The organism is Symploca atlantica LB2515 (assembly GCF_052546295.1).
This window is the reverse complement of sequence record NZ_JBQWMT010000001.1, coordinates 2,416,739-2,437,738: the sequence shown is the minus strand read 5'-3', so window position 1 is coordinate 2,437,738 and position 21,000 is coordinate 2,416,739. Positions and strand designations below refer to the sequence as shown.

Annotated in this window: 15 protein-coding genes; 11 read left to right on the top strand and 4 right to left on the bottom strand. The window is 44.6% G+C overall.

All coding sequences use genetic code 11. The features are described from left to right. The first annotated feature begins 208 nt into the window (after nt 1–208). The 7 genes from ACT7WV_RS10205 to ACT7WV_RS10175 all read left to right on the top strand — a co-directional run bounded on the left by ACT7WV_RS10205 (nt 209) and on the right by ACT7WV_RS10175 (nt 12,493). Nucleotides 209–3,640, top strand: a complete 3,432-nt coding sequence (locus ACT7WV_RS10205) for a glycerophosphodiester phosphodiesterase family protein (protein ID WP_445102801.1) — start codon at nt 209–211, stop codon at nt 3,638–3,640. 110 nt (nt 3,641–3,750) lie between these two features. After that, nucleotides 3,751–4,689, top strand: a complete 939-nt coding sequence (gene hpsE / locus ACT7WV_RS10200; RefSeq protein WP_445102800.1) for a hormogonium polysaccharide biosynthesis glycosyltransferase HpsE — start codon at nt 3,751–3,753, stop codon at nt 4,687–4,689. 55 nt (nt 4,690–4,744) lie between these two features. After that, nucleotides 4,745–5,839, top strand: a complete 1,095-nt coding sequence (locus ACT7WV_RS10195; protein WP_445102799.1) for a hypothetical protein — start codon at nt 4,745–4,747, stop codon at nt 5,837–5,839. Then, nucleotides 5,839–6,768, top strand: a complete 930-nt coding sequence (locus ACT7WV_RS10190) for a glycosyltransferase family protein (RefSeq protein WP_445102798.1) — start codon at nt 5,839–5,841, stop codon at nt 6,766–6,768. Before ACT7WV_RS10195 ends, ACT7WV_RS10190 begins: the two co-directional genes overlap by 1 nt. 238 nt (nt 6,769–7,006) lie before the next feature. Further along, complete coding sequence (locus ACT7WV_RS10185) at nt 7,007–8,836, top strand: S8 family peptidase (protein WP_445102797.1); 1,830 nt, start codon at nt 7,007–7,009, stop codon at nt 8,834–8,836. Beyond that, a complete protein-coding gene (locus ACT7WV_RS10180) occupies nt 8,833–9,057 on the top strand; it encodes a hypothetical protein (protein WP_445102796.1) in 225 nt (74 codons plus the stop codon). Before ACT7WV_RS10185 ends, ACT7WV_RS10180 begins: the two co-directional genes overlap by 4 nt. A 928-nt stretch (nt 9,058–9,985) precedes the next feature. Beyond that, entirely contained in the window at nt 9,986–12,493 is a 2,508-nt protein-coding gene (locus tag ACT7WV_RS10175; protein ID WP_445102795.1) for a CHAT domain-containing protein, read from the top strand. Nucleotides 12,494–12,520: 27 nt separating this feature from the next. Here the strand turns inward: ACT7WV_RS10175 and ACT7WV_RS10170 are convergent, their stop codons facing one another. Next, nucleotides 12,521–13,123 (bottom strand): hypothetical protein, encoded by a 603-nt coding sequence (locus ACT7WV_RS10170; RefSeq protein ID WP_445102794.1) that lies wholly within the window; start codon nt 13,121–13,123, stop codon nt 12,521–12,523. 261 nt (nt 13,124–13,384) lie between these two features. Here ACT7WV_RS10170 and speA point away from each other — a divergent pair, with 261 nt between their 5' ends. Further along, nucleotides 13,385–15,448: a biosynthetic arginine decarboxylase gene (gene speA / locus ACT7WV_RS10165; protein WP_445105617.1), complete on the top strand. Its 2,064-nt coding sequence runs from the start codon at nt 13,385–13,387 to the stop codon at nt 15,446–15,448. A gap of 121 nt (nt 15,449–15,569) precedes the next feature. Here the strand turns inward: speA and ACT7WV_RS10160 are convergent, their stop codons facing one another. The 3 genes from ACT7WV_RS10160 to ACT7WV_RS10150 form a co-directional block, all read right to left on the bottom strand. After that, on the bottom strand, nt 15,570–16,733 hold the full coding sequence (locus ACT7WV_RS10160) for a sugar phosphate nucleotidyltransferase (protein WP_445102793.1): 1,164 nt from the start codon (nt 16,731–16,733) through the stop codon (nt 15,570–15,572). A 416-nt stretch (nt 16,734–17,149) separates the two neighbouring features. Continuing rightward, nucleotides 17,150–18,076, bottom strand: coding sequence for a segregation/condensation protein A (locus tag ACT7WV_RS10155; protein ID WP_445102792.1), 927 nt, complete (start codon nt 18,074–18,076; stop codon nt 17,150–17,152). 74 nt (nt 18,077–18,150) lie between these two features. Then, on the bottom strand, nt 18,151–18,522 hold the full coding sequence (locus ACT7WV_RS10150) for a lipopolysaccharide assembly protein LapA domain-containing protein (RefSeq protein ID WP_445102791.1): 372 nt from the start codon (nt 18,520–18,522) through the stop codon (nt 18,151–18,153). Between the two features lie 447 nt (nt 18,523–18,969). Between ACT7WV_RS10150 and pdxH the strand changes: the two genes are divergently transcribed. The 3 genes from pdxH (at nt 18,970) to ACT7WV_RS10135 (ending at nt 20,939) form a co-directional block, all read left to right on the top strand. Next, the gene (pdxH, locus tag ACT7WV_RS10145; protein WP_445102790.1) at nt 18,970–19,614 is read left to right on the top strand and encodes a pyridoxamine 5'-phosphate oxidase; all 645 of its coding nucleotides are present in this window, start codon (nt 18,970–18,972) and stop codon (nt 19,612–19,614) included. Nucleotides 19,615–19,734: 120 nt separating this feature from the next. Further along, nucleotides 19,735–20,196: a hypothetical protein gene (locus ACT7WV_RS10140; RefSeq protein ID WP_445102789.1), complete on the top strand. Its 462-nt coding sequence runs from the start codon at nt 19,735–19,737 to the stop codon at nt 20,194–20,196. Nucleotides 20,197–20,510: 314 nt separating this feature from the next. Continuing rightward, nucleotides 20,511–20,939: a hypothetical protein gene (locus ACT7WV_RS10135; protein ID WP_445102788.1), complete on the top strand. Its 429-nt coding sequence runs from the start codon at nt 20,511–20,513 to the stop codon at nt 20,937–20,939. Nucleotides 20,940–21,000: the final 61 nt, after the last annotated feature.

Sequence of the window (21,000 nt, the reverse complement as noted above, 5' to 3'; positions counted from 1 at the left end):
TCATATTTTTTTGATGAGTACAAATTTATTTTTTTGTGGTCAGAGTTAAATGTTTTTTAATGTAAAAAAAAGTTCATTTTAATCTAGATTTTTCATAATAATCACGTGCTGATAATCTGCTCTCAGAAATGTCAAAAATTTGATTGGTATTTTTCTGATGCAGCTATAGTCAAATCTTCAGTTTTCCAAAGTTTAAATAGGGAAAAACATGACTGTTATTGATGGCAGAACTACTGCCAAGCCGTACGTTTTTAACGTTCCGGATGGTTCTAATGCGCCTCATTATGACCTCACTCCGCTACTGACAGTTGGTGATGAAGTCCCTCTTTTAGAAGGAGAATTCGGCAGTTATACTCCTAGCGAAACCCAAACCTTTGCCATGGCAGGGATTCCTGATGGCTTAGGAGTTACTCAAATTGATGATCTTTACTACGTCTGGGTAAACCAAGAGCTCGGTGCTTCTGTAACCACTGATGTGTCCTCTACAGTTGAGGGACAAATTAACGGGGCACGGGTCTCTCTGTTCATTTTTGATGAGAACTGGAATGCCATCGGTGGCAAAAACCTGATTGAGACGGTAGAAGCTGACGGCACAGTCTATACCTTGGATCTGGAGTCAGGTAACTACCTAGATGTTGATGGCAACCTGCTCAACGAAGGTGTATATGGCGAAGATATCGGCAATTTCAGCCGCTTTTGCTCTGGCTACTTAGCAGCCAAAGGCTTTGTCGATGAACAGGGCAACGAAATTCCTGTCTATTTTGCTCCCGAAGAAGATGGCGCTGCTGCTCGCGGTTGGGCTATTACTCCAGATGGTACAGCGACTGCTATTGAAGGTTTAGGTCGCTATGCTAAGGAGCAAGTTTTTGCTGCTTCCCAATATCGAGCCGATAGCCCTTCTGGGAAAACCGTCTTACTAAGTATGGAAGACAACGGCGACGGTGAAGTCTACATGTATGTAGGAGAACAAACCGCAGAAGATCCTAATGGTTTTTCAGACACTACTAACAGCCTTTATGTGCTGCGCGTTGAAGACAAAGAGGGCAATGTCTACAGCTATGAAGACATGCCTGAGAACGTGGAGGTAGTAGGTAAATGGATTTCAGTACCCGATCATGTAACTCTCAGCCCAGAGGGTGAAGTACTCTCAGACTGGGTCAACGGCGAATTCAATACCCTCAACGGTCAGCCTCCTCTGGTAATTGCTCACAGAGGAGCTAGTGGCTCGCGTCCAGAGCATACTCTAGAATCCTACAAGCTAGCAATTGAGCAAGGGGCAGACTTTATTGAGCCTGACTTGGTTGCTACTAAAGATGGAGTATTAATTACTCGTCACGAGAGCGAGCTAGCAGTTGTCCAACTCGATGAGAACGGCGAAATCGTTTTTGACGAGAACGGCAAACCAATCGTTACCTCAGAAACCACCAATGTTGCTGATTTAGAGCAGTTTGCAGACCGCTTGACGATCAAAGAGATTGATGGCAAGAAAATTGCCGGCTGGTTTTCTGAAGACTTTACCTATCAAGAAATTGACGAGTTTGTTCTGGCAAGAGAACGGATTCCGGGTACTCGTCCTGATAACGCCGAGTTCAATGATCAGTTCAAGATCCCGACCTTAGAGGATGTAATTAACCTAGTAAAAGAGGTCGAAACAGAAACTGGTCGCAAGATTGGCATTTATCCTGAAACTAAGCACCCCACTTACTTTGCCAAAGAGGGGACACTGCTGGATGGTACGCCGATCAACATGTCTCTGGGGCAAAAGCTGATCGACGTATTGGTGGAAAATAACTTCACTGACCCCGATCGCATTTTCATCCAGTCTTTTGAAATTGAAAACCTGATCGAGTTGCATGAGACCATCATGCCTGCTGCGGGGTTAGAGATTCCCCTGGTACAGCTTCTCGGCGACTTCACTGATGCCTCTGTCAATGAGGGTGGAGGTGGCTTCTCCGTTCCCTACGACGTTGTTTACAACTTCACCTCTGACAACTCCGACGCTAATCCCAGCGTATACGACGGCTTCCCCATCGAGTTTGACGCCAACACTTACTACGGTAACCTCGCTAATCCTGAGGTAATTAACTACATTGGCACCTACGCCTCCGGTTTAGGCCCCTGGAAAAACAGCTTCTTGCTTCGGGATTCCTTGGAAACACCCGTGGATGGTAACAGTGACGGTGTCGCTGAAATTAGAACTCAGCTCACAGGAGAAATCCTACCACTGATTGACTGGGCTCATGATGCTGGAATGCAGGTTCATCCTTATACCCTACGGAATGAGGAAAACTTCCTGACTCTGAATATTGATGGCACCCCACAAACACCAGAAGAAGAGTTCAAACAGTTAATTGAACTAGGTGTTGATGGTTTCTTTACGGACTATCCTGGAACTGGGAACGCAGTGCGCGACCAAGTCGTCGCAGAGTACGAAAGCGCAGTTCGCTCCACCAACTTCCGTCGTCTGGAGGATATGCATGAAGATCCTAATAATCCCGGCACTTTCTATCTAGTTACAACAGGACGTACTGAGAAAAACGGTTCTTTAACTGAGGACGCCGAAACTCCAGAAGAAGCCGACAACCCTTACGGAAAGCTGCATCGCTTTACTCTCAACCCAGATGACCCCACGGGGGAGATGAAGTTTGAATTTTTAATGTCGGGAGGTCCCGATCAGGGCGTCAGTTTCGATAACATGGTTGTCGATAGTAATGGCAATGTTCTGATTCAGGAAGACGAAACGGCTTTCGGCGGCGATGTCATGGACGCAGAGGGACGGGATGGTAGTGTTCTGTCTTATAACATTGCTGAGAATGAAGGCGTTGTTGGTGATGATCAGGTAACTTTCCTCTTCGAGATTGACCAAACCATAGAAGGAGCGGAGTTTGATAATGGTACTGGTGGCTGGGAAACCTCTGGCATCATTGAAGTCGATCCTAATGCTCTACCTGGTCAAAGCTCTTATCTGTTTGACGTTCAGGCTCATGGCATTAGGAATGATTCAGGAGTCTACGAGGGTCAATACGAGCAAGGCGGTCAGTTGCTTTTAGCTAAACCCGCAGCAACTGTGTCTGGCAGTGGTGTGCTTGTTGGTGGCGAGAGCGGCGAGATCCTCGAAGCTAGTGCTGGTAACGATACAGTTGCTGGTGATGAAGGCGGTGATTTGATCGTCGGTGGCGATGGCGACGATGTACTGCGCGGAGATCGTAATCGTCGCTCATCTGGTGGCAGTACCGGAGGAAACGACGAGATTTACGGTGGCGCTGGCAACGATCAAATTGGTGGTAAAGGCGGCAATGATTTCCTCTTTGGTGAGGACGGCGACGACCAAATTTGGGGCGACGACGGCGACGATTTGCTGCGGGGTGGTCTTGGTAACGACACTCTGACTGGTGATGACTTCTCTGGTGGCAGTGGTAGCGATACCTTTGTTCTTGCCATAGGTGAAGGCACTGACACAATTGTTGACTTTGAGATTGGCGAAGACTTCCTTGGTTTAGCAGATGGTCTCACTTTCGAGGAGTTGTCTTTTACTCAAGATGGTAGCAACGCCTTGATTAACTTCAGTGATGAGACACTGGCAATTTTGAATGCGGTTCAGGTAAATGACTTGATTGCTGATACTTTTGTCGTTGCTTAGCACTTTGACTAATAATTTAGCTTCTTTACTTGACGTTTAGAAAGTGTTGGGGGAGGTTTTTCTCCCCTAATCTTTATTGCTGAATACTGAAAAATTAAGTAAGTCGGCTTATGGTTGACATGACAGTGGCTATCTGTACCTACAACGGAGAAACCCGCTTACCTAAGGTTTTAGAAAGATTGCGATCGCAGTCTCTAACGGAGCATTTTTCTTGGGAAATTATTGTTGTTAATAACAACAGTACTGACCAAACAGCAGCCGTTGTTCAAGAGTATCAATCTAATTGGTCAGAAGCTTATCCCCTGAGATATTATTTTGAATCTAAGCAAGGATTAGCTTTTGCTAGGCGACAAGCTATCAAAGAAGCTCAGGGTTATTTAGTGGGTTTTTTGGATGATGATAATTTACCTACATCTAATTGGGTTAGTGCAGTTTATCGCTTTAGTCAGTTACATCCTAAAGCTGGAGCTTATGGGAGTCAAATCCAGGGAGATTATGAAGTAGAACCACCTGCAAACTTTAAACAGATAGCTTGTTTTTTAGCAATTATAGACCGAGGTGATCAACCTTTGCTCTATGACTTTCGTGGAGGCTTACTTCCTGCTGGTGCAGGATTAGCTATTCGCAAGCAAGCCTGGTTAGATCATGTTCCTGAAGTTCCTCTTCTTAAAGGTGTATGTGCTTCCTCTCTCTTATCAAAAGGAGAAGATTTGGAGACATTATCTTATATTAGAAATGGGGGCTGGGAAATTTGGTATAACCCTGAAATGCGCATTTATCATCATATTCCCCAATGGCGTCTTGAAAGAGAATATTTAGTCAAACTTTTTCGGGGTGTTGGCTTGAGTCGGCACCGGATCCGCATGCTTCGTTTCCAAGTTTGGTGTAGACCATTTATGCTCATATTGTATTTCGCTAACGATCTACAAAAACTTATTATTCATTTTTTTAAATATCAAATCTTTATTGATACAGATCTTATTATTGCTTGTGAAAGAGAGTTACTTGTTAGTAGTCTAATTAGCCCTTTTCATAGTAATTATCGATGAATTACCAAAAGATCTAAATTAATAAAGAATTTTTTGATCAACTTCTTATCTTAAAATGACCGATAAATTACCAAGAATTTATTTCTATATCCCTCAAAAACATTGGCCTAGTACGATACCAAAAAGTGCTGATAGTAACTGGAAAGGCTTTGGCATTGGCATTTATGCCTGGACTTTACAAACTTACCTCCGTCTAAAAGCAGATGGTTTTCCCTGTACACTAGTAAGTGAGTTACCCAGTGAGGGAATTGTCTTAGCACACCGTAACTCTCTAAGGGTACATAAAAGCAATTTCCAGCCAACACCTAAATTATTACTAGTTTGCCTAAAAGCAGAATTAAAACCTTATCCCGGTGCGCAACTGCATGTTGTGCAAAACCCTTTAGAAACTAAGACTTTCAGGAACAGTTACTATCTGCCCCATTGGCCACAACCAGCTTTAATCCCTCGCGATACAGCGCGGGGAGATCGCTTTGAGAATATCGCTTTTTTTGGTCACAAGGTCAATTTGGCACCAGAACTATTGCATCCTTACTGGCAACAAAAACTTGAGCGTTTGCATCTGCGTTGGTATCCGATAATCAACCGTAACCGCTGGGATAGTGATCGCGAAATTGATGATCGTTGGCATAACTACAGCGAAATTGACGCTGTGATTGCTGTGCGTAGCTTGAATCAGCAACAACTCTACTTGAGCAAAAACTACCTCAGCAAACCTGCGACAAAACTATATAACGCTTGGCTAGCAGGTGTACCTGCCATACTTGGCAGTGAATCTGCCTATCAAACCGAACACCGCAACGAACTTGACTACTTAGAAGTGTCTTCTCTTGAAGATATATTATCAGCTTTACAGAAACTGCGTGATCATCGAGCTTTGCGTTTAGCAATGATCAAAAATGGGCAAGTCCGCGCTCAAGCAATATGTCCCTCTCAAATTACGGTTTTATGGCGTAATTTTTTAGAAAATGTCGCCATCCCAGCTTATCATTGTTGGTGCAGTCAATCTCGATGGTCTCAGCAAGTATTTTTGGGAAGTAATTATCTGGCTTTCAACTGGCTGCGTATGCAAGATAAAGTACATCATGCACTAGCGACACCCCTAGATAATTCCTCTCAAAAACGATTGCCTAGCGAGATTCCTGGTTGATGAAACTTTTTTATTACCAACGTCAAGATGGAACAGCTAATTTCGGAGACTCCCTGAATCTTTGGCTATGGAAGCAATTGCTCCCTGGCGTCTTTGACGAAGATGAAACTACTGCATTTATTGGCATAGGAACTTTAATTAATAATCTATTACCTGATCGTGTACCAAACGCTAAACGAATAATCATCTTTAGTTCTGGAGTTGGCTATGAAAAAGGTACACCTTTAATTGATGACTCTTGGAAAATTTATTGTCTAAGAGGTCTATTATCAGCCCAAAAGTTGGGCGTTCCTGCTTCTTTAGCCATAACAGATGGTGCAATCCTCGTTAGACGCCTCTTCAAAACTGATAGTATAAAAGTCAATCGCTTCGCTTTTATGCCACACATTCATCATGCTAATTATGGCAGTGACATCTGGAAATCTATCTGTACAGAAATTGGCTTTGCCTACATCGATCCACGCTCTCCCATAGAGCAAATTTTGTCTGCTATTAACCAAACAGAAGTTCTACTTGCTGAAGCCATGCACGGTGCTATTGTCGCCGATGCTCTCCGAGTTCCTTGGATTCCTGTGTGTAGCAGCGCCAGAATTTTAACTTTCAAATGGCAAGACTGGTGCTCCTCGATAGAGGTAAAATATCAACCAAAATACGTCATGCCTTGGGGAGATATTTATCCACCAGTAGCACGGGGTATTCGTTCTTCTTTTCGAGCTACTAGTCATTGGGTTAATTGGCTGCAACAAGATAAGTTTCGCTTTTTAGGAAAGATATCTACTTCTCAGCAGAAATTAATTGCCACGCAGTTAATGTATATTGCCCAGAATACTCACCCGAATTTAAGTACTGAGCAAAGGATTGAACAACTTACTGTTGCCCTAGAAGCAAGGCTAGCTCAGTTTAAAGCTGATCTGGCTTGGCTCAAATAAGTTCAACAGAGGCTGAGGAGTAAAGCGATCGCTTTTACACTGAATCAAATGAATAAATTAGATGATTTGAAATTTTAGGCAATTCCTTGCCCCTCCTCCTCCTTGTCTCCCTTGATCCCTGATTGTGCAACGCCCTTATCTGTCTCAATACTGTACCTAACCTTACCCCCTGAAAATCAGCAGGCATAGCGATGAGTTATGGTAGTTGTTAAATTGGCGCGACAGCGGACTGGTTGCCATGAAAAAGTTTCTCTTAGTGTGTTTGTTTGTATTAACGCTGGGTTTTGCCTTATTCAACTTTAAAGGGCTGGCAAATCAAGGCGAATTTGAGTCGATTGTGCTGGATTTTCGAGATGATATCCCAGCAGCCCAGATTGTTGAGCAGGTAAGAGCGATCGCTCAACAATACGATGTTAATCCCCAACTCAATAGCGAATTTTCTGTTACTGACAATATTTACATTTTGCGGGGTGACAAGCAATTACTCCGGGCTCTAAAAAATTCCGAACTCTCTAAGCAAACGGAATTTATGGAGCCGAACTATATCTATAGTCTCCCAGAACCCTTGCTGACAGACTCATCTGAGTTCGATAGCAATTTCCTTGGGACGCTCAGCCTCAGTAGCCCCAATGATCCTTTATATAGCCAGCAGTGGAATCTGCGTAGTATCAACATTGAATCAGCTTGGGAAGAAACCAAAGGTAGTGGCATCACCGTAGCCGTGATTGACACTGGTATCAGCATCGTCCCCGATTTGAAAGATACCAAATTTGTTGAAGGCTACGACTTTGTTAATGACCAAGTTGAGGCCATAGATGATGCAGGTCACGGAACCCATGTTGCTGGTACAATTGCCCAAACTACCAACAACGGCTATGGTGTCGCTGGAATTGCTTATGAAGCCAGCCTCATGCCCTTAAAAGTATTAGGTGCCAGTGGCGGTGGTACGGTGGCTGATATTGCCGAAGCAATTCGCTTTGCTGCTGATAATGGTGCAGACGTAATTAACCTCAGCCTGGGTGGTGCTGGTGAAAGCAAGCTCATGGAAGAAGCAATTGACTATGCTTACCAAAAAGGTGTTGTTGTTGTGGCCGCAGCAGGTAATGCTAACACCAATGCCGCATCTTATCCTGCCCGCTATCCCCACGTCATCGGGGTTGCCGCGCTAGATTCAGTCAATATCAAAGCACCCTACTCCAACTTTGGCGCTGGTGTAGATATTTCGGCCCCTGGTGGTAGCGAAACAGGCAAGATTTTGCAAGAAACCATCAACCCAGAAACACTGCAACCCACCTTTGCTGGTTACCAAGGAACCAGTATGGCTGCTCCTCATGTTGCTGGTGTTGCTGCTTTAATTAAAGCTAGTGGCATCCAAGAACCTATAGAAGTTCTCAATGTACTCAAGCAGTCTTCCCGCCATGTTGAAAGTGACCCCCTCAACCATTTTGGTTCCGGACATCTAGATGCGGCTGCTGCCGTGAAGCTTGCTTTGCGGGGACAAATTACCTTCCATGACTTTTTCCGCTGGTTAAGAGATAACGGTTATCTCAACCCCCGCTTCTGGATTGATGGCGGCACTATTGCACTGTTACCTAAAGTGGCGATGGTTTTGGGTTCCTACCTCTTTGCCTGGTTCCTGCGAAATTATTTTCCTTTTGCCTGGAGTTGGCCGCTGAGTACTGGTTTAGTTGCGGGTAGCAGTGGTTTGTTCTTCCTGAAAGGTTTCTACATCTTCGATTTGCCCCAGTGGCCCTTCCGAGTTATGGGTAGTTCACTCCCAGAACTTGGCAGCGCTATTCAAGGTAGCAGTGCGCTCAACCCAATTTTTGCCAGTGTGCTGATTCCTTTTCTGTTAATGACGCTGTTCCTGGGAAACTCGCAATGGAAGTGGCTAGCAGTTGGTTGCACTCTTGGCGTCGCCAGTTGTTTAGCGATTAGTGCGGTGGTTTCACCGAGTGTCATGTGGCTGGGTTCAGGCATTTTGGCTCGCATCTTCTTAGTTACCAATGCCTTACTCTGCTATGGACTTGCCTATTTAGCATCTAAAGGAGAGGAGAAAATTGCATGAGCATTAGTGTAACTGGTGTGATCGAACATAAAGGCATTGGCCCAGGCACCTGGGCACTAGTCACAGAGTCAGGAGAAACTTATGAACTCAAAGATGCTCCTGGCGAGTTAAAAAAAGCCGAACTGAAAGTTAAAGTAGAAGGACAGGTACGAGATGACGTAATGACTTTCGCCATGATTGGCCCTGTGCTGCAAGTTAAGTCTTTTGAGTTGCTTGACTAGGGATACTGTTGACAACTTCCTTAGTGAGCTGTAGAAAAGATTGTCTGTTATCCATCCTCTACCCTCAAACAAAATCGGCGTTGTTGAATGAGAGTACGAATTATCATGCTGAGCGAAGCAAGAAAAGGGAAGCATCTGAGCAAATGCTGTGGGCTAAAACTTCGCTTTGCTCTGCTCAGCATGACATCTAAATTCGTACCTCTGTTCAGTAACTTCACTAAATCAAGGATTGTCCTGACTTGACAACAAAATCCTCAACGAAGAAAAGTTCTACTACGGCTTCTCCAGTTTGGGCAGCAGGCTTATAGTGCTAAGATCGGAAGTAGTAATTGAGTACTTGCTTACTCAGGGAAACAAAGACGCACCAACTAAGTCAGTGGTGCTTTTTCGTCCCCCATCCGGCTTCTTGGCTGCACACCTCAAAAGGTTGCTAGCTCCAAAGTGAGTAAAGCCCTGTCGATAGAGTAAGGAAAGAAAAGTTAGCAAATTCTGAGAGAGGTGAGGCTAGTGCATCTGGGACATAGCTCGCGAGGCTCGACTAGGGTAATCGCAGCTAAATTAAATCCTCTAAAAACCATCGAGGCACAGTATAGCTTCAGAACCAGACTAAGCAAAAAACAATTTGATCGTAGCAATTGACTAGTTTAACTTTCATTATTGGCAAAAAAAATCCCCGGCTCAAACCGGTGAGCTGGGGAGCGTTGATCAGGGTGCATCTACCACTCCACTATTACGGGATTGGTAATAACTATCCGGATAACTGCCAGAAAATTTGCTCCCTAACTAAATCAAGAATTTTCTAATTGGTCATAAATCCATCCCCAAAAGCCAATTTGGGAAACTTTTAGGAATTTAGATCAATCTAACGATAAATAGAGAGATATACTCAATCCCGAAGACTGTTCACTAGCAGCTCAAGCCCTTTAAGTTGAACAAAGCCGTGGCACAGGAACTGCAAATCTCTGTGACCCCCTTAGGGGGAGACGAATATTTGGTGCGTATTGAAAAGCCTTCCGCGCCGGGAGTCTCATTAGCAGAAGAGCAACTCAGGTGGCCTGTGGAAGATTGGTTAGTACAGGCTCGGCAATTGATGAATGACCCAGTCTTGGGCTTGTTGGAGGGCAGTACAGACTATTTGGAAGACAGCTTTTTCTTACCAGGAGGGGAAAAAGCGGTAACTACCTCGTTACCGAATCTAGTGGCATTAGGTCAGCAACTGTATAACGCTCTATTTCAAGGTAGTTTGGGAATTAGCTGGACTCAGGCACAAGCGATCGCTCAACATCAACGCCAAATTTTAAGGCTGCGTCTGGGACTCAAAGGAACACGCTTACCCCGCCTACCTTGGGAAGTTCTGCATGCAGGTGATCGCCCCCTAGCAACAGGAACCGATGTCGCTTTTTCTCGGTATCAACCAGGTACAAGACTGATACCCTGCTCTAACAAGTCACGCTCTCAACCTGGTCAACCCCTGAAAATTTTGATGGTGATTGCTGGCCCTTCTGATCAAGAAAGCCTAGGGTTGGTCGAAGAAGCAAATCACTTACGTAGAGAACTCAACAGCACTGCCGAGGAAAAAGCAGGGATTGAGTTGACAATTTTGCCACAGCCGGGACGCGAACAGTTAACCCAAGCGCTTGAGCAAGGTCAATATCAAGTTTTCCACTATTCTGGTCACTCTAACTTAGGAGAATGGGGTGGCGATGTCTACCTGGTAAGTAATAGAACCGGTTTAACGGAAACCTTGAGTGGTGATGACTTGGCAGGATTGCTAGCCAACAACGGTGTACAACTGGCGGTATTTAACTCTTGTTATGGTACTTATACGACAGCCTCAGAGCTGCGGCAAAACCAGCAAGAACGGAATCTAGCCCAAGCTATGGTTGAGCGGGGAATTCCTGCTGTTTTGGCAATGGCGGAAAGGATTCCAGATGAAGTGGCGCTGAGTCTAACGCGACTACTTTATCGCAATCTTAATCGGGGCTATCCTATTGATCTAAGCTTGTCTCGGGCACGGCAAGGACTAATTTCGGCTTACGGCTCTAATCAGTTGTACTGGGCACTGCCAGTTCTCTACTTGCATGAAGATTTTAATGGTTTCCTGACGCAAGTACCTGAAATCACCAGAAACCCTGAAAAAATTTGGCAGTTACCTGAATCTCCTGATACTTTCGTAATTTCAGGCTCGCAAGAAGCACTATTTACTCCACCACCTGTCATCTCAAATAGTTCTTGGGATTTTGATGAGCAATCGGAAGAGCCATTAATGGCAGAGTTGGAGAATGATGAAAATGATACTCTCTTAATCGATAGTTCAGACTCTGACCCCGGTGATGCTGATTTCATTAGAGGTTTGTTCAATGAACTCAATCCCCCGGATGCTACCCAAGAATCAGCATCACCGATATCTGATGCAGTCGAAGATACCCTTGAGAGGGAATTGCCAGTTAAACCCCCTAATCCAAAACCTCCCCTACCAAGGCAATCAGCAGTAACCATCTCCAGCGCGGTGACAACGCAGCAATCATCTCCACCCTCTCAAAACTCTGATCATCATCCCCTACCCCAGCGTAGACAAGGGAAAATGGGAAGTTTGAAGATCTGGCGGCAGAAATTCCAACAACCGTGGTTATTGATGGGGTTAGGAGTTACTGGGGTAATGGCAATCACTGTTTTGGGTTTGTGGTGGTTCCAGAACCGTGAAAGGACTGCCTTGATTCAGTTCAACTCAGCACCGGGTATTCAACAGCCTCTAAATCCTGAGCAGACCAACTTTGCCGTAGCTGATACGGCCACGGTGGTAAATATTGCTATTAAGCAACTCTCTGAGGGAAATATTCCGGTAGGAAAAGAAGCTGTAGAGGCGCTGCTGAACCGGAAGGCTTTGCCCTACGCTAAAGCTGCCCTTGATGCCGTTCCTCCATCACAAATCGATGATCCTGCCGTGAACTTTTTAAGAGGGCGTTTAGCTTGGCAGTCTCTTCAAGAGGGAAGTACAAATTATAGCGTTGATGATGTTCGTCGTTTCTGGGAAATTGCCCACCAAAAACAACCTAATTCCTGGGAATACCTCAATGCTCTTGGTTTTGTTTACTATGCCCAAGGTGATTTCGAGCGAGCGAATAACGCCTGGCTAGACGCACTAGAATTGATTGGCGAGGCACTAGTTGTGGCAGAAAAAGCAGGAGACACAACTAAACAAACAACTTTAAACTCAACAGCTTTAACTACCTATGCAGGATTAGCACTGGGAATGTGGAAATCTGCCCAGGAACAACCAGCCGACAAAAAAGAGCGTCTTTTGAATGAATCAAGGAAGTTTCGCCAAAAAGTGATAACTGAGGATCCGATTACTTTTCAACCTAATGCCTTGGTTAAAAACTGGCGTTGGTCAGAACAAGCGATTCAAGACTGGCGATCGCTTTTAGCAACCTAATTTACCAGGTAGTTCTTAGCTGAGAAACTAATCTTTACGCATCAGCGAGCCAAGAGACTGCTGCTTACGCAAGTCCATCATCTCAGCAAGACCTCTTTCATCGACATCTAGGGGATATCTCTGCTCTGGCGGCAAAATTGTTACCCTAGATAGTTGTTTACTATCGTTGGGGACTTGTTTGTTGAGAGTTGGGAAGCTGGAACTGGGAGCAACTGGTTCTGATTTTCGGTGAACCGAATGACGCTTTTGGGAAGCAACCCGCCGTTTCTTGCGAACGGCAGAGGCTTGTTTTAACCTTTTGGGTGGTTGATTGCTGGAAGTTGAGTTCTTTAAAGCTCGAGTGATCAATAAAGAGGTAGCGGCACACCCTAGAGTAAGAGCACCAAACAACGATAGCGGTAAATCGTCTTGGGCAGTGGATTCTCGTACTTTTACGATCGCTGGTGTTTGTCTAGAAACTTCTTTTTGGGCTGATCCAGGGTTAAGTAGACCAGCCGCTGCTAAGCTGCCAGCCAAAACCAGAGCAACCCAAAGCCCAGCGCAAAATGCTAAGGGATGAGTGCGAAGTAACTGATTTAAAGGATGTAGGCGATGTGGCTGTTCAGGAGTAGTATCGGATGATTTGAGCATCGACGCCGTCAACAGTCAGGATAGATTTGGCACGCGAGCAAAGGCGCTGGCAAAGATTGTATTTACCTGGCCTCAGCATATTATATCATGACTACCTGACCGACCCGAGATTAGGAGGGCATTAAAAAGAGGGTTGTGAGGTTTTTCACTACTCACCGGCAATGCAACTTAGATTCCAATTAGCTCACCTTAGATCACGACCATCAAAGATGCGCTACAGTGGCAATCGCAGATACTAACTTCAAGGGTGACATTAAAACAATGGGGGTAGATCTAACGCCTACAATCGCTATCAGTAATCAGACGCCAAAAAACGATCAACTAGGTGCATCAACACAGAGCAACCAAGAGCAGGAAAAAAAGACCGTACAATCTTGGACAATAGAGGATAGTGAGAAGCTCTATCGGATTGGGGAATGGGGAGAACCATACTTTTCCATTAACGCTGCAGGTCATGTTACGGTTTCTCCCAAAGGAGATCGCGGTGGATCTCTGGATTTATTGGAACTGGTGGAAGCCTTACGGCAGCGTAATTTAGAATTACCTCTGCTGATTCGTTTCTCTGATATTTTGGCCGACCGACTAGAACGCTTAAATGCCAGCTTTGCCAAAGCGATCGCCCGTTACAAATACCCCGGCACCTACCAGGGTGTTTTCCCCGTTAAGTGCAATCAACACCGGCATTTAGTTGAAGATTTAGTACGCTTTGGTCAACCTTACCAATTTGGTCTTGAAGCTGGTTCTAAACCAGAATTAGTGATTGCCTTAGCAACATTGCAAACACCGAATTCGCTATTGATTTGTAATGGCTATAAAGACCGAGAATATATTGACACTGCTCTGTTAGCAACGCGTCTAGGACAAAAACCAGTAATTGTATTAGAGCAGGTAGAGGAGGTGCAACTAGTAATTGATGCAGCTACTCACCTAGGAATCGAACCAGTGCTAGGTGTGCGGGCAAAACTGAGTACAAAAGGCACTGGTCACTGGGGACCCTCTACTGGCGATCGAGCTAAGTTTGGTCTGACAATTTCCGAGATTCTCGCCTGTGTTGAGCAACTGCAAGATGCTGGAATGCTACAGTCTTTGCAGCTTTTACACTTCCACGTTGGTTCTCAAATTTCCGCTATCAGCGTGATTAAGGATGCAATCCGAGAGGCTAGCCAGATTTACGTTGAGCTAGCGTCCTTGGGTGCCAATATGCAGTATCTTGATGTCGGTGGTGGCTTAGCTGTAGACTACGACGGCTCCAAAACTAACTTCCACGCCTCGAAGAACTACAATATTCAAAACTACGCCAACGACATTGTTGCTGAAGTCAAGGAAGCTTGCGAAGCACGTCAATTGCCAGTGCCAGTGCTAGTGAGTGAGAGTGGTCGGGCACTGGCTTCTCATCAGTCTCTTCTGATCTTCGATGTTCTCAATACTACTGATGTCCTCTCTGAAACGCCTGTAACTGTCGAGGAAAAAGAACATCTAATTGTCCGTAATCTTTGGGAAACCTACTGCAACCTCAACATCGAGAATTATCAAGAAGCCTATCACGATGCTATTCAGTTTAACGAGGAAGCAAAAACCCTATTTAATTTGAGTTATCTCAGCATCACCCAGCGTGCTAAAGCTGAACAGTTATATTGGTCATGCTGTCAGAAAATTCTCGAAATTACCAGAACCCAAGATTATGTTCCAGACGACCTGGAAGACTTGGAAAAAACGATGGCGTCAATTTATTACATTAACCTATCCGTCTTCCAATCTGTACCTGATTCTTGGGCAATTGGTCAGCTATTCCCGATTATGCCAATTCATCGACTCAAGGAAGAACCCACCCGCCGTGGCATCTTAGTTGATCTCACCTGTGACAGCGATGGCAAGATTGACCAGTTTATTGATCTGCGGGATGTCAAATCAGTACTAGAGTTGCACCCTCTCCGAGAGGCAAAGGAGAGAGTGGAAAGTACAGTAACCAAGAAAGGAAAAATTGCTTCTTCCCATGCCTCATCTAAAGAACCCTACTACTTGGGTCTATTCCTCGGCGGCGCTTATCAGGAAATTATGGGCAACTTGCACAACCTGTTTGGCAAGACTAATACTGTCCACATCAAATTGACGCCGAGAGGTTACAACATTGAACAAGTTGTTAAAGGAGACACTGTAACAGAAGTTCTAGGTTATGTACAGTATGATGCCAAAGACTTAGTAGAGAGTATCCGCCGTCTTACAGAGCAAGCTCTGCAAGAGAAGCGTATTACCATCGAAGAGTCTCAGTTACTGCTAAGAAACTACGAGCAGAGCCTCAGCAGTTACACTTATTTGAAAGCTTGAAACTTTGAGAATTACCAGTGACAGGTTATTGAGAAAAAAGGTAAAGGGTTGAAAGTTAAAAGATTGAATATATAGTAGCCATTTGCAGTCTTCCAACCTTCAACCTAATTCAACCGATTAACTAACCTTCACTGCCCAAAAGTTCGGCAATCGCCTGCCGTTCTGCTGGTTCCTGAGACGGCGGAATTCTACGAGTGTCGGTAATCAACCAATCTAGAGCTGCTGCTTGGACATCAATTGAAGCACCAGTCTTGTCAACACAGTAGCGTCCAAATACCAGCTTATCTACTAGGCGCACTCCAGCGCCTAGCCGGGAGTATTCAAAAATCACGCTGTTATCAACAGTTGCACCGCTACATATCCAGCAACTATGGCCAATCATTGTCGGACCAATGATTTTCGCCCCGTCCTCGATATGAGTCATGCCACCAATGTAAACCGGGCCAGTAATATCAACTTTGTCCCAATTAACAGCTACATTCAACCCAGTATAAATTCCGGGAGCTACTTCTTTGCCGGGAATCCGCACATTCTTGATCTCTCCGAGCAAAACGCTGCGAATAGCATGCCAATAGTCTGGCACTTTACCAATATCCACCCACTCGAAATCCATGGGCACTGCATAAAAAGCAGCTTCTTTTTCCACCAACTTAGGAAAAAGTTGACTACCAATATCATATTCCTGACCAGAAGGAATATAGTTTAATACTTCTGGCTCAAAAATATAAATACCTGTGTTTATATTGGTACTGAGAGCCTCTTCCACCGAGGGCTTTTCTTGAAAGCTTTTAACCCTGCCTGTTTCGTCCGTAACAACGACACCGTAACTGGGAACCTGCTCTCGCGGCACTGGTTTGGTTACAATTGTAGCAATTGAACCCTTTTCTTTATGCCACTTCAGAGCTGCTGACAAGTCGAGGTCGATTAAGGCATCACCGCAGAGAACGACAAAAGTATCGTCAAAAAATGGATAAAAGTCCTGAATTTTGCGCATGCCTCCTGCCGAACCAAGGGCTTCGCCCACTAGTTGACCATCAACAATTCGACCTTCAAAAGAATAGGCAATTTGAACCCCAAATCGTTGTCCATCGCGGAAATAATCTTCAATCTCATGAGCAAGGTGACTGACATTGACAACAATTTCGTCAAAGCCATGCTTGCGTAGCAGTTCTAATAAGAACTCCATCACTGGCTTTTGCAGGATGGGAATTAAGGGTTTGGGAATGGTGTGGGTAATAGGGCGAACACGAGTCCCCTTACCAGCTGCCAAGATCATGGCCTTCATGAATTTTTTTCCTCAACCTATGCCACAGAATTTTTTTTAGAAATTGAGTCTGGTTTTAATCATTCCCTCCCTAGCGGGTGGGATCTGGATGCGATCTACAAGGAAAAATGATAATAATCAGACGATAAAAACAGAGACTCACAATACTTTTTAAGAATAAAAGTAAAGAATCAGTGGTTATTGATTAACCTTGTAGATCTCGCTTTCTGTTCACTTTAAACTAAGAAAAGTGATATTCGCACCAGCTTCGCTAATTTCCGAGAAACTGTAAAATTAGACTCTCGGCACATCGCTTGCTTCATTCTCATTTTGGCTTTGTTATTTTCAAGTGTAAAGTTTTAGCATGGGCAAATCTTGAGAATAAGTGGTTTTTGCAGTTAGCATACTTGAAACCTTGCCTCTATTCTGACCATAACTCAATGCGCTTTTTCTTGCCTCTCCAGCGTACGAATTTTTAAATCTTGGTAGAACTCTTCTTGGAATAACTCAACCTTAGACTGAGCCGATAACAATAGCAAAGCCCAGAAGACACCCACTCGGTCAGCTGTTGATGGTTCGGTTGCCTCACTAGTCATGTTACGCGAGGCGCAAAGCTCTAAAAACGCAGGCTTTCCTTGCGCGCTACCGCGTCCTGCTTCGCTTACTGCGCTACTTGGTGCACTAGCGATATCGCCATTGAGTAGAACATCGACTGTCGTCGATGCTGTGGTTGATGCCGTCCACCACTCTAACAACTGATCCAAATTTAGCCAATCTTTTCCCCCAGTTAATTGTTGCCAATTGTCAGAGAGAAATACTTCTAGACCCGTTGCAATATCTGTGAGATTTTCATCATGAGCTAGATGAGCGATCGCTTTTGCTGCCTGAATTCGCGATAATGAACGGGACTGCTTAGAGCAGCTTTTAGCTGGAGCTTCACCCAGTTGAGCTGCCATTTGCTGCAACTGATCAATAAGTTCGGAGAGCGTCACCGGTCGTCTTTTAGGAGGTGGAGCTGCGATGCGGCGGTACAAATGACGCTCTAGATGCTGCGGCAATCGAGTTGCTCGGTTAGTATCGCTATCCTCTTCCACAAAATCTTCGATTTCTGGCTCTTCGATCTCCTCTAGTCGCTCTAAGGTGTCAGCCTTCAGCAAGACTAACATTGAAGCCCATAAAAAAGCTTGACCAGACTGAGATAGGTCAGTGTCACGACGTCCAGGTTCAGTGTAGTCTCCTAGAGACAATTCACTTAAGTAGCGGTCAATTACCTCAATTACTTGTACATCCCAAGGGTCAATTTCCCCTCTTTGGGCCAAGCCAATCAGGAGAGCAATCGCTTCATTAGCAGTTGTTTGAGTCATCAGGGAGTGAAAGGAATATTAGCCAAAAGAACAATGGAGACATTGCTATCCGCTTTTTCGGTAATCGAGGTAGTTTATTCGGCTAGTACCTCTTCTACCTGCTCGGTATTAGTTTCAGATGCTGATAGCAAAGGTTTCTCTTTCTCTTCCACTTGTTCCTTGTAGTTTTCAAAATCTTTTTCCAATTCCTGAATACGTTCATCTTTAGAGCGTAGCTGACGCAGATTTTGACGATGTTCAAGCTGTTTGAGTAACTGCGTCCAAATACTAAAAACCCAAGCAAGTACAGCGCCAAGCCACATCGCCAGAAGCAGTTCAATTGCTAAAGGGGCTTCAACCTGTAAACCCTGAATAACTTGGATCGAAGCTGGCTCTGTGTTTTCCAAACTAAATAAAACCAGAGCCAAGCACAAAGTAAAAATAATCAAAAAATTAATCTGTCGCATTATTTGAATCCTCAATCTTCCAGTCCCTTGCCAATTTTACAAGAGAAAAAATCAATAACTCTGCCTGGTTACAGTTGTAACTTTGTATGTTGAATTTATCTCTACAATTGCTCTCTATCAAGACAAATAACATCAGTTAATTGCGAAAGCTAGCTCCGATGAGCCGTGATGATTTTCCCATTATTATACCTGTTGACTTTCTTGCCTGGGTGCAGAGTAGGGTCAGCAGAAAAATACCTCAACACTCGACCAGTTAGTAAAAAATAATTCAACGATACAACCGCAAAACTTCTAGACCTGGACTTGCTCAAAGTTAGTGTCTAGGGTGAAAACCCTAAACTCCATCAATTAACTACTCACGAAACCCAATAGGTATGGTAGGGTAGTGTTTCGCGACTATCGCCAGAGTAGCGCGATTGCCAAGGAGGAACAAATAGGCTGCCTTAAATGGACATAATCGTCGCAAAGCTGCGCAAGGAGTATACCTTAGAAGGGTTGAGTGAAAAAGAGGCACATCCCAATCCCTTTGAGCAATTTAAAATCTGGTTTGAGCAAGCACTGACAGCAGAACTGCCAGAACCCAACGCAATGACCATTACCACTGCGACCTTGGATGGCAAACCTTCGGCGCGAATGGTACTGCTCAAAGACTACGATGAGCGGGGCTTCGTCTTTTATACTAACTACAAAAGTCATAAGGGAAAGCAGTTAGCACAAAATCCCTGGGTTGCACTTGTTTTTTGGTGGGCTGAGTTAGAACGACAGGTACGTATTCAGGGTCAAGCCAAAAAACTGTCCTCCGCTGAATCGGATGCATATTTCTATAGCCGTCCCCAAGAATCTCAACTGGGCGCTTGGGCTTCTGAGCAGAGTCAAGTGATTAACAGTCGCGAGGTACTCGAGCAAAGGTTGCAGCACCTCCAACAAGAATACGAAAATAAGCAGATTTCTCGCCCACCTCATTGGGGAGGTTTCCGAGTCATGCCTACAGAGATAGAATTTTGGCAGGGGCGTCCTAGCCGGCTGCACGACAGGCTCCTCTATCGACTCATTGAGGATAAAACCTGGCAAAGACAACGCCTCTCACCGTAAACTGAGTTATTGTAAACTTAGGTTGGTTGGGCAGCACTTTTGTTGATTCAACCTTTTTGTAGCTGCAGTGGGACATGTTAGTACAGCAGTTGTTTTTTTAGAGGGCAGATCCCAACAAAGATGGAAAGAGGTTTACTCTGGTTTCCCTTGCTGGCAGTTTTTTGTTGGCTTGCCTGGTCTGGTTGGAACGAATACCAAAAACTCGAAGCTTATCGTCGTTGGGCAGAGCAGTTCGATCGGGCAAAGTACGATATCTATGCAGTACTTGGTCAAAAAAATAGTGACTTGACTTGGGGTATACCCACACGCCAAGGACCGGTGAATCAGCAGAGCTTTTCTCTCCAAGACGTTCAATCAATTAGTTTAGTGGTGGATAGTCAAGAAGTTGATTGTGAAACTCCACCTAGTAAAGGTCGTGCCATTGCTCTGAAATTTATTTTGGCAGAGCCTGCCAGCTTTATTCAAATTCCTTTTACGGAAATCCCCTTAGCAGCTAGGTGGGGAAATTATCTCCAGCAGGAACTAAAAAAATTGCACCAAGACGTAGCTCATAATAGAGAACAGGGAACAGGTAAGAGCTAATAGGTTTTGGGTCAAGGATTTTAGACTTACCAAATTAGTCAGAAAAAAGTAGGGTATTGTTACTCATTACTCGATATCCCAATCAATCCTAGTAACTGCCATCAAAGACTACCGTCGAGTAACTTCCTAACTCAGTCAGCTTGTTTGATGGTTTTCAATCACGCAGGGTTTATTGTTTGGTTTAGCTGAGACGCAAAAACCTTAGTAGATATAGACTTTGCCTCTATAAAGAGATATAAAAGTTATCCGGGTGTAAGACTTGGGGGGCGGAATTTAGGTTGTGTCAGTCAACCGGCAGGGAAAACCCTAAAAATATGCTACCTGATCTACTAAAAAAAGTCTTCACCACCAGGGATTTATCTAACTTGAGTCCCCTGGGGGGTAAAACAAATACTGATGTCGTACCCTTTCGATATACCTTTTTTGGCGAAGGAGGTCTGGTCAAAGGCGGAGTAACTTTGATGCACCAGACCAACATCTATAATGATTTCTCTTTGAGAGCCTTTAGCTTAGCACCTGTGATCTCCCCTGATGGAGTTTTTTGGTGGAATCTTTCTGGAGAGCTACTCATTGATTTCACGCTCAATTTTGTTGAGGGTGAGCAACTTGATTCCTTACAAGGTACTTTAACTCTGCTGGATGCCTTATCGCCTGGGGAGCATGGTAAGTGGCTTGCTGGTGTTCGTAGTTGTGGTTGTCAAGTTTCCCAAGCAAAAGGGACTTGGTCACGACGCGAAATCTAGCTGCTCTACTAGACAACACTGCCACAACACTGCGATCTCAAAGAGTAACTTTAGTCAATCA

Excerpts from the sequence above, each read along its gene's own strand:
- ACT7WV_RS10205 (WP_445102801.1), top strand. The coding sequence starts at position 209 with ATGACTGTTATTGATGGCAGAACTACTGCCAAGCCGTACGTTTTTAAC.
- hpsE (WP_445102800.1), top strand. The coding sequence starts at position 3,751 with ATGGTTGACATGACAGTGGCTATCTGTACCTACAACGGAGAAACCCGC.
- ACT7WV_RS10195 (WP_445102799.1), top strand. The coding sequence starts at position 4,745 with ATGACCGATAAATTACCAAGAATTTATTTCTATATCCCTCAAAAACAT.
- ACT7WV_RS10190 (WP_445102798.1), top strand. The coding sequence starts at position 5,839 with ATGAAACTTTTTTATTACCAACGTCAAGATGGAACAGCTAATTTCGGA.
- ACT7WV_RS10185 (WP_445102797.1), top strand. The coding sequence starts at position 7,007 with ATGAAAAAGTTTCTCTTAGTGTGTTTGTTTGTATTAACGCTGGGTTTT.
- ACT7WV_RS10180 (WP_445102796.1), top strand. The coding sequence starts at position 8,833 with ATGAGCATTAGTGTAACTGGTGTGATCGAACATAAAGGCATTGGCCCA.
- ACT7WV_RS10170 (WP_445102794.1), bottom strand. The coding sequence starts at position 13,123 with ATGCTCAAATCATCCGATACTACTCCTGAACAGCCACATCGCCTACAT.
- speA (WP_445105617.1), top strand. The coding sequence starts at position 13,385 with ATGGGGGTAGATCTAACGCCTACAATCGCTATCAGTAATCAGACGCCA.
- ACT7WV_RS10160 (WP_445102793.1), bottom strand. The coding sequence starts at position 16,733 with ATGAAGGCCATGATCTTGGCAGCTGGTAAGGGGACTCGTGTTCGCCCT.
- ACT7WV_RS10155 (WP_445102792.1), bottom strand. The coding sequence starts at position 18,076 with ATGACTCAAACAACTGCTAATGAAGCGATTGCTCTCCTGATTGGCTTG.
- ACT7WV_RS10150 (WP_445102791.1), bottom strand. The coding sequence starts at position 18,522 with ATGCGACAGATTAATTTTTTGATTATTTTTACTTTGTGCTTGGCTCTG.
- pdxH (WP_445102790.1), top strand. The coding sequence starts at position 18,970 with ATGGACATAATCGTCGCAAAGCTGCGCAAGGAGTATACCTTAGAAGGG.
- ACT7WV_RS10140 (WP_445102789.1), top strand. The coding sequence starts at position 19,735 with ATGGAAAGAGGTTTACTCTGGTTTCCCTTGCTGGCAGTTTTTTGTTGG.
- ACT7WV_RS10135 (WP_445102788.1), top strand. The coding sequence starts at position 20,511 with ATGCTACCTGATCTACTAAAAAAAGTCTTCACCACCAGGGATTTATCT.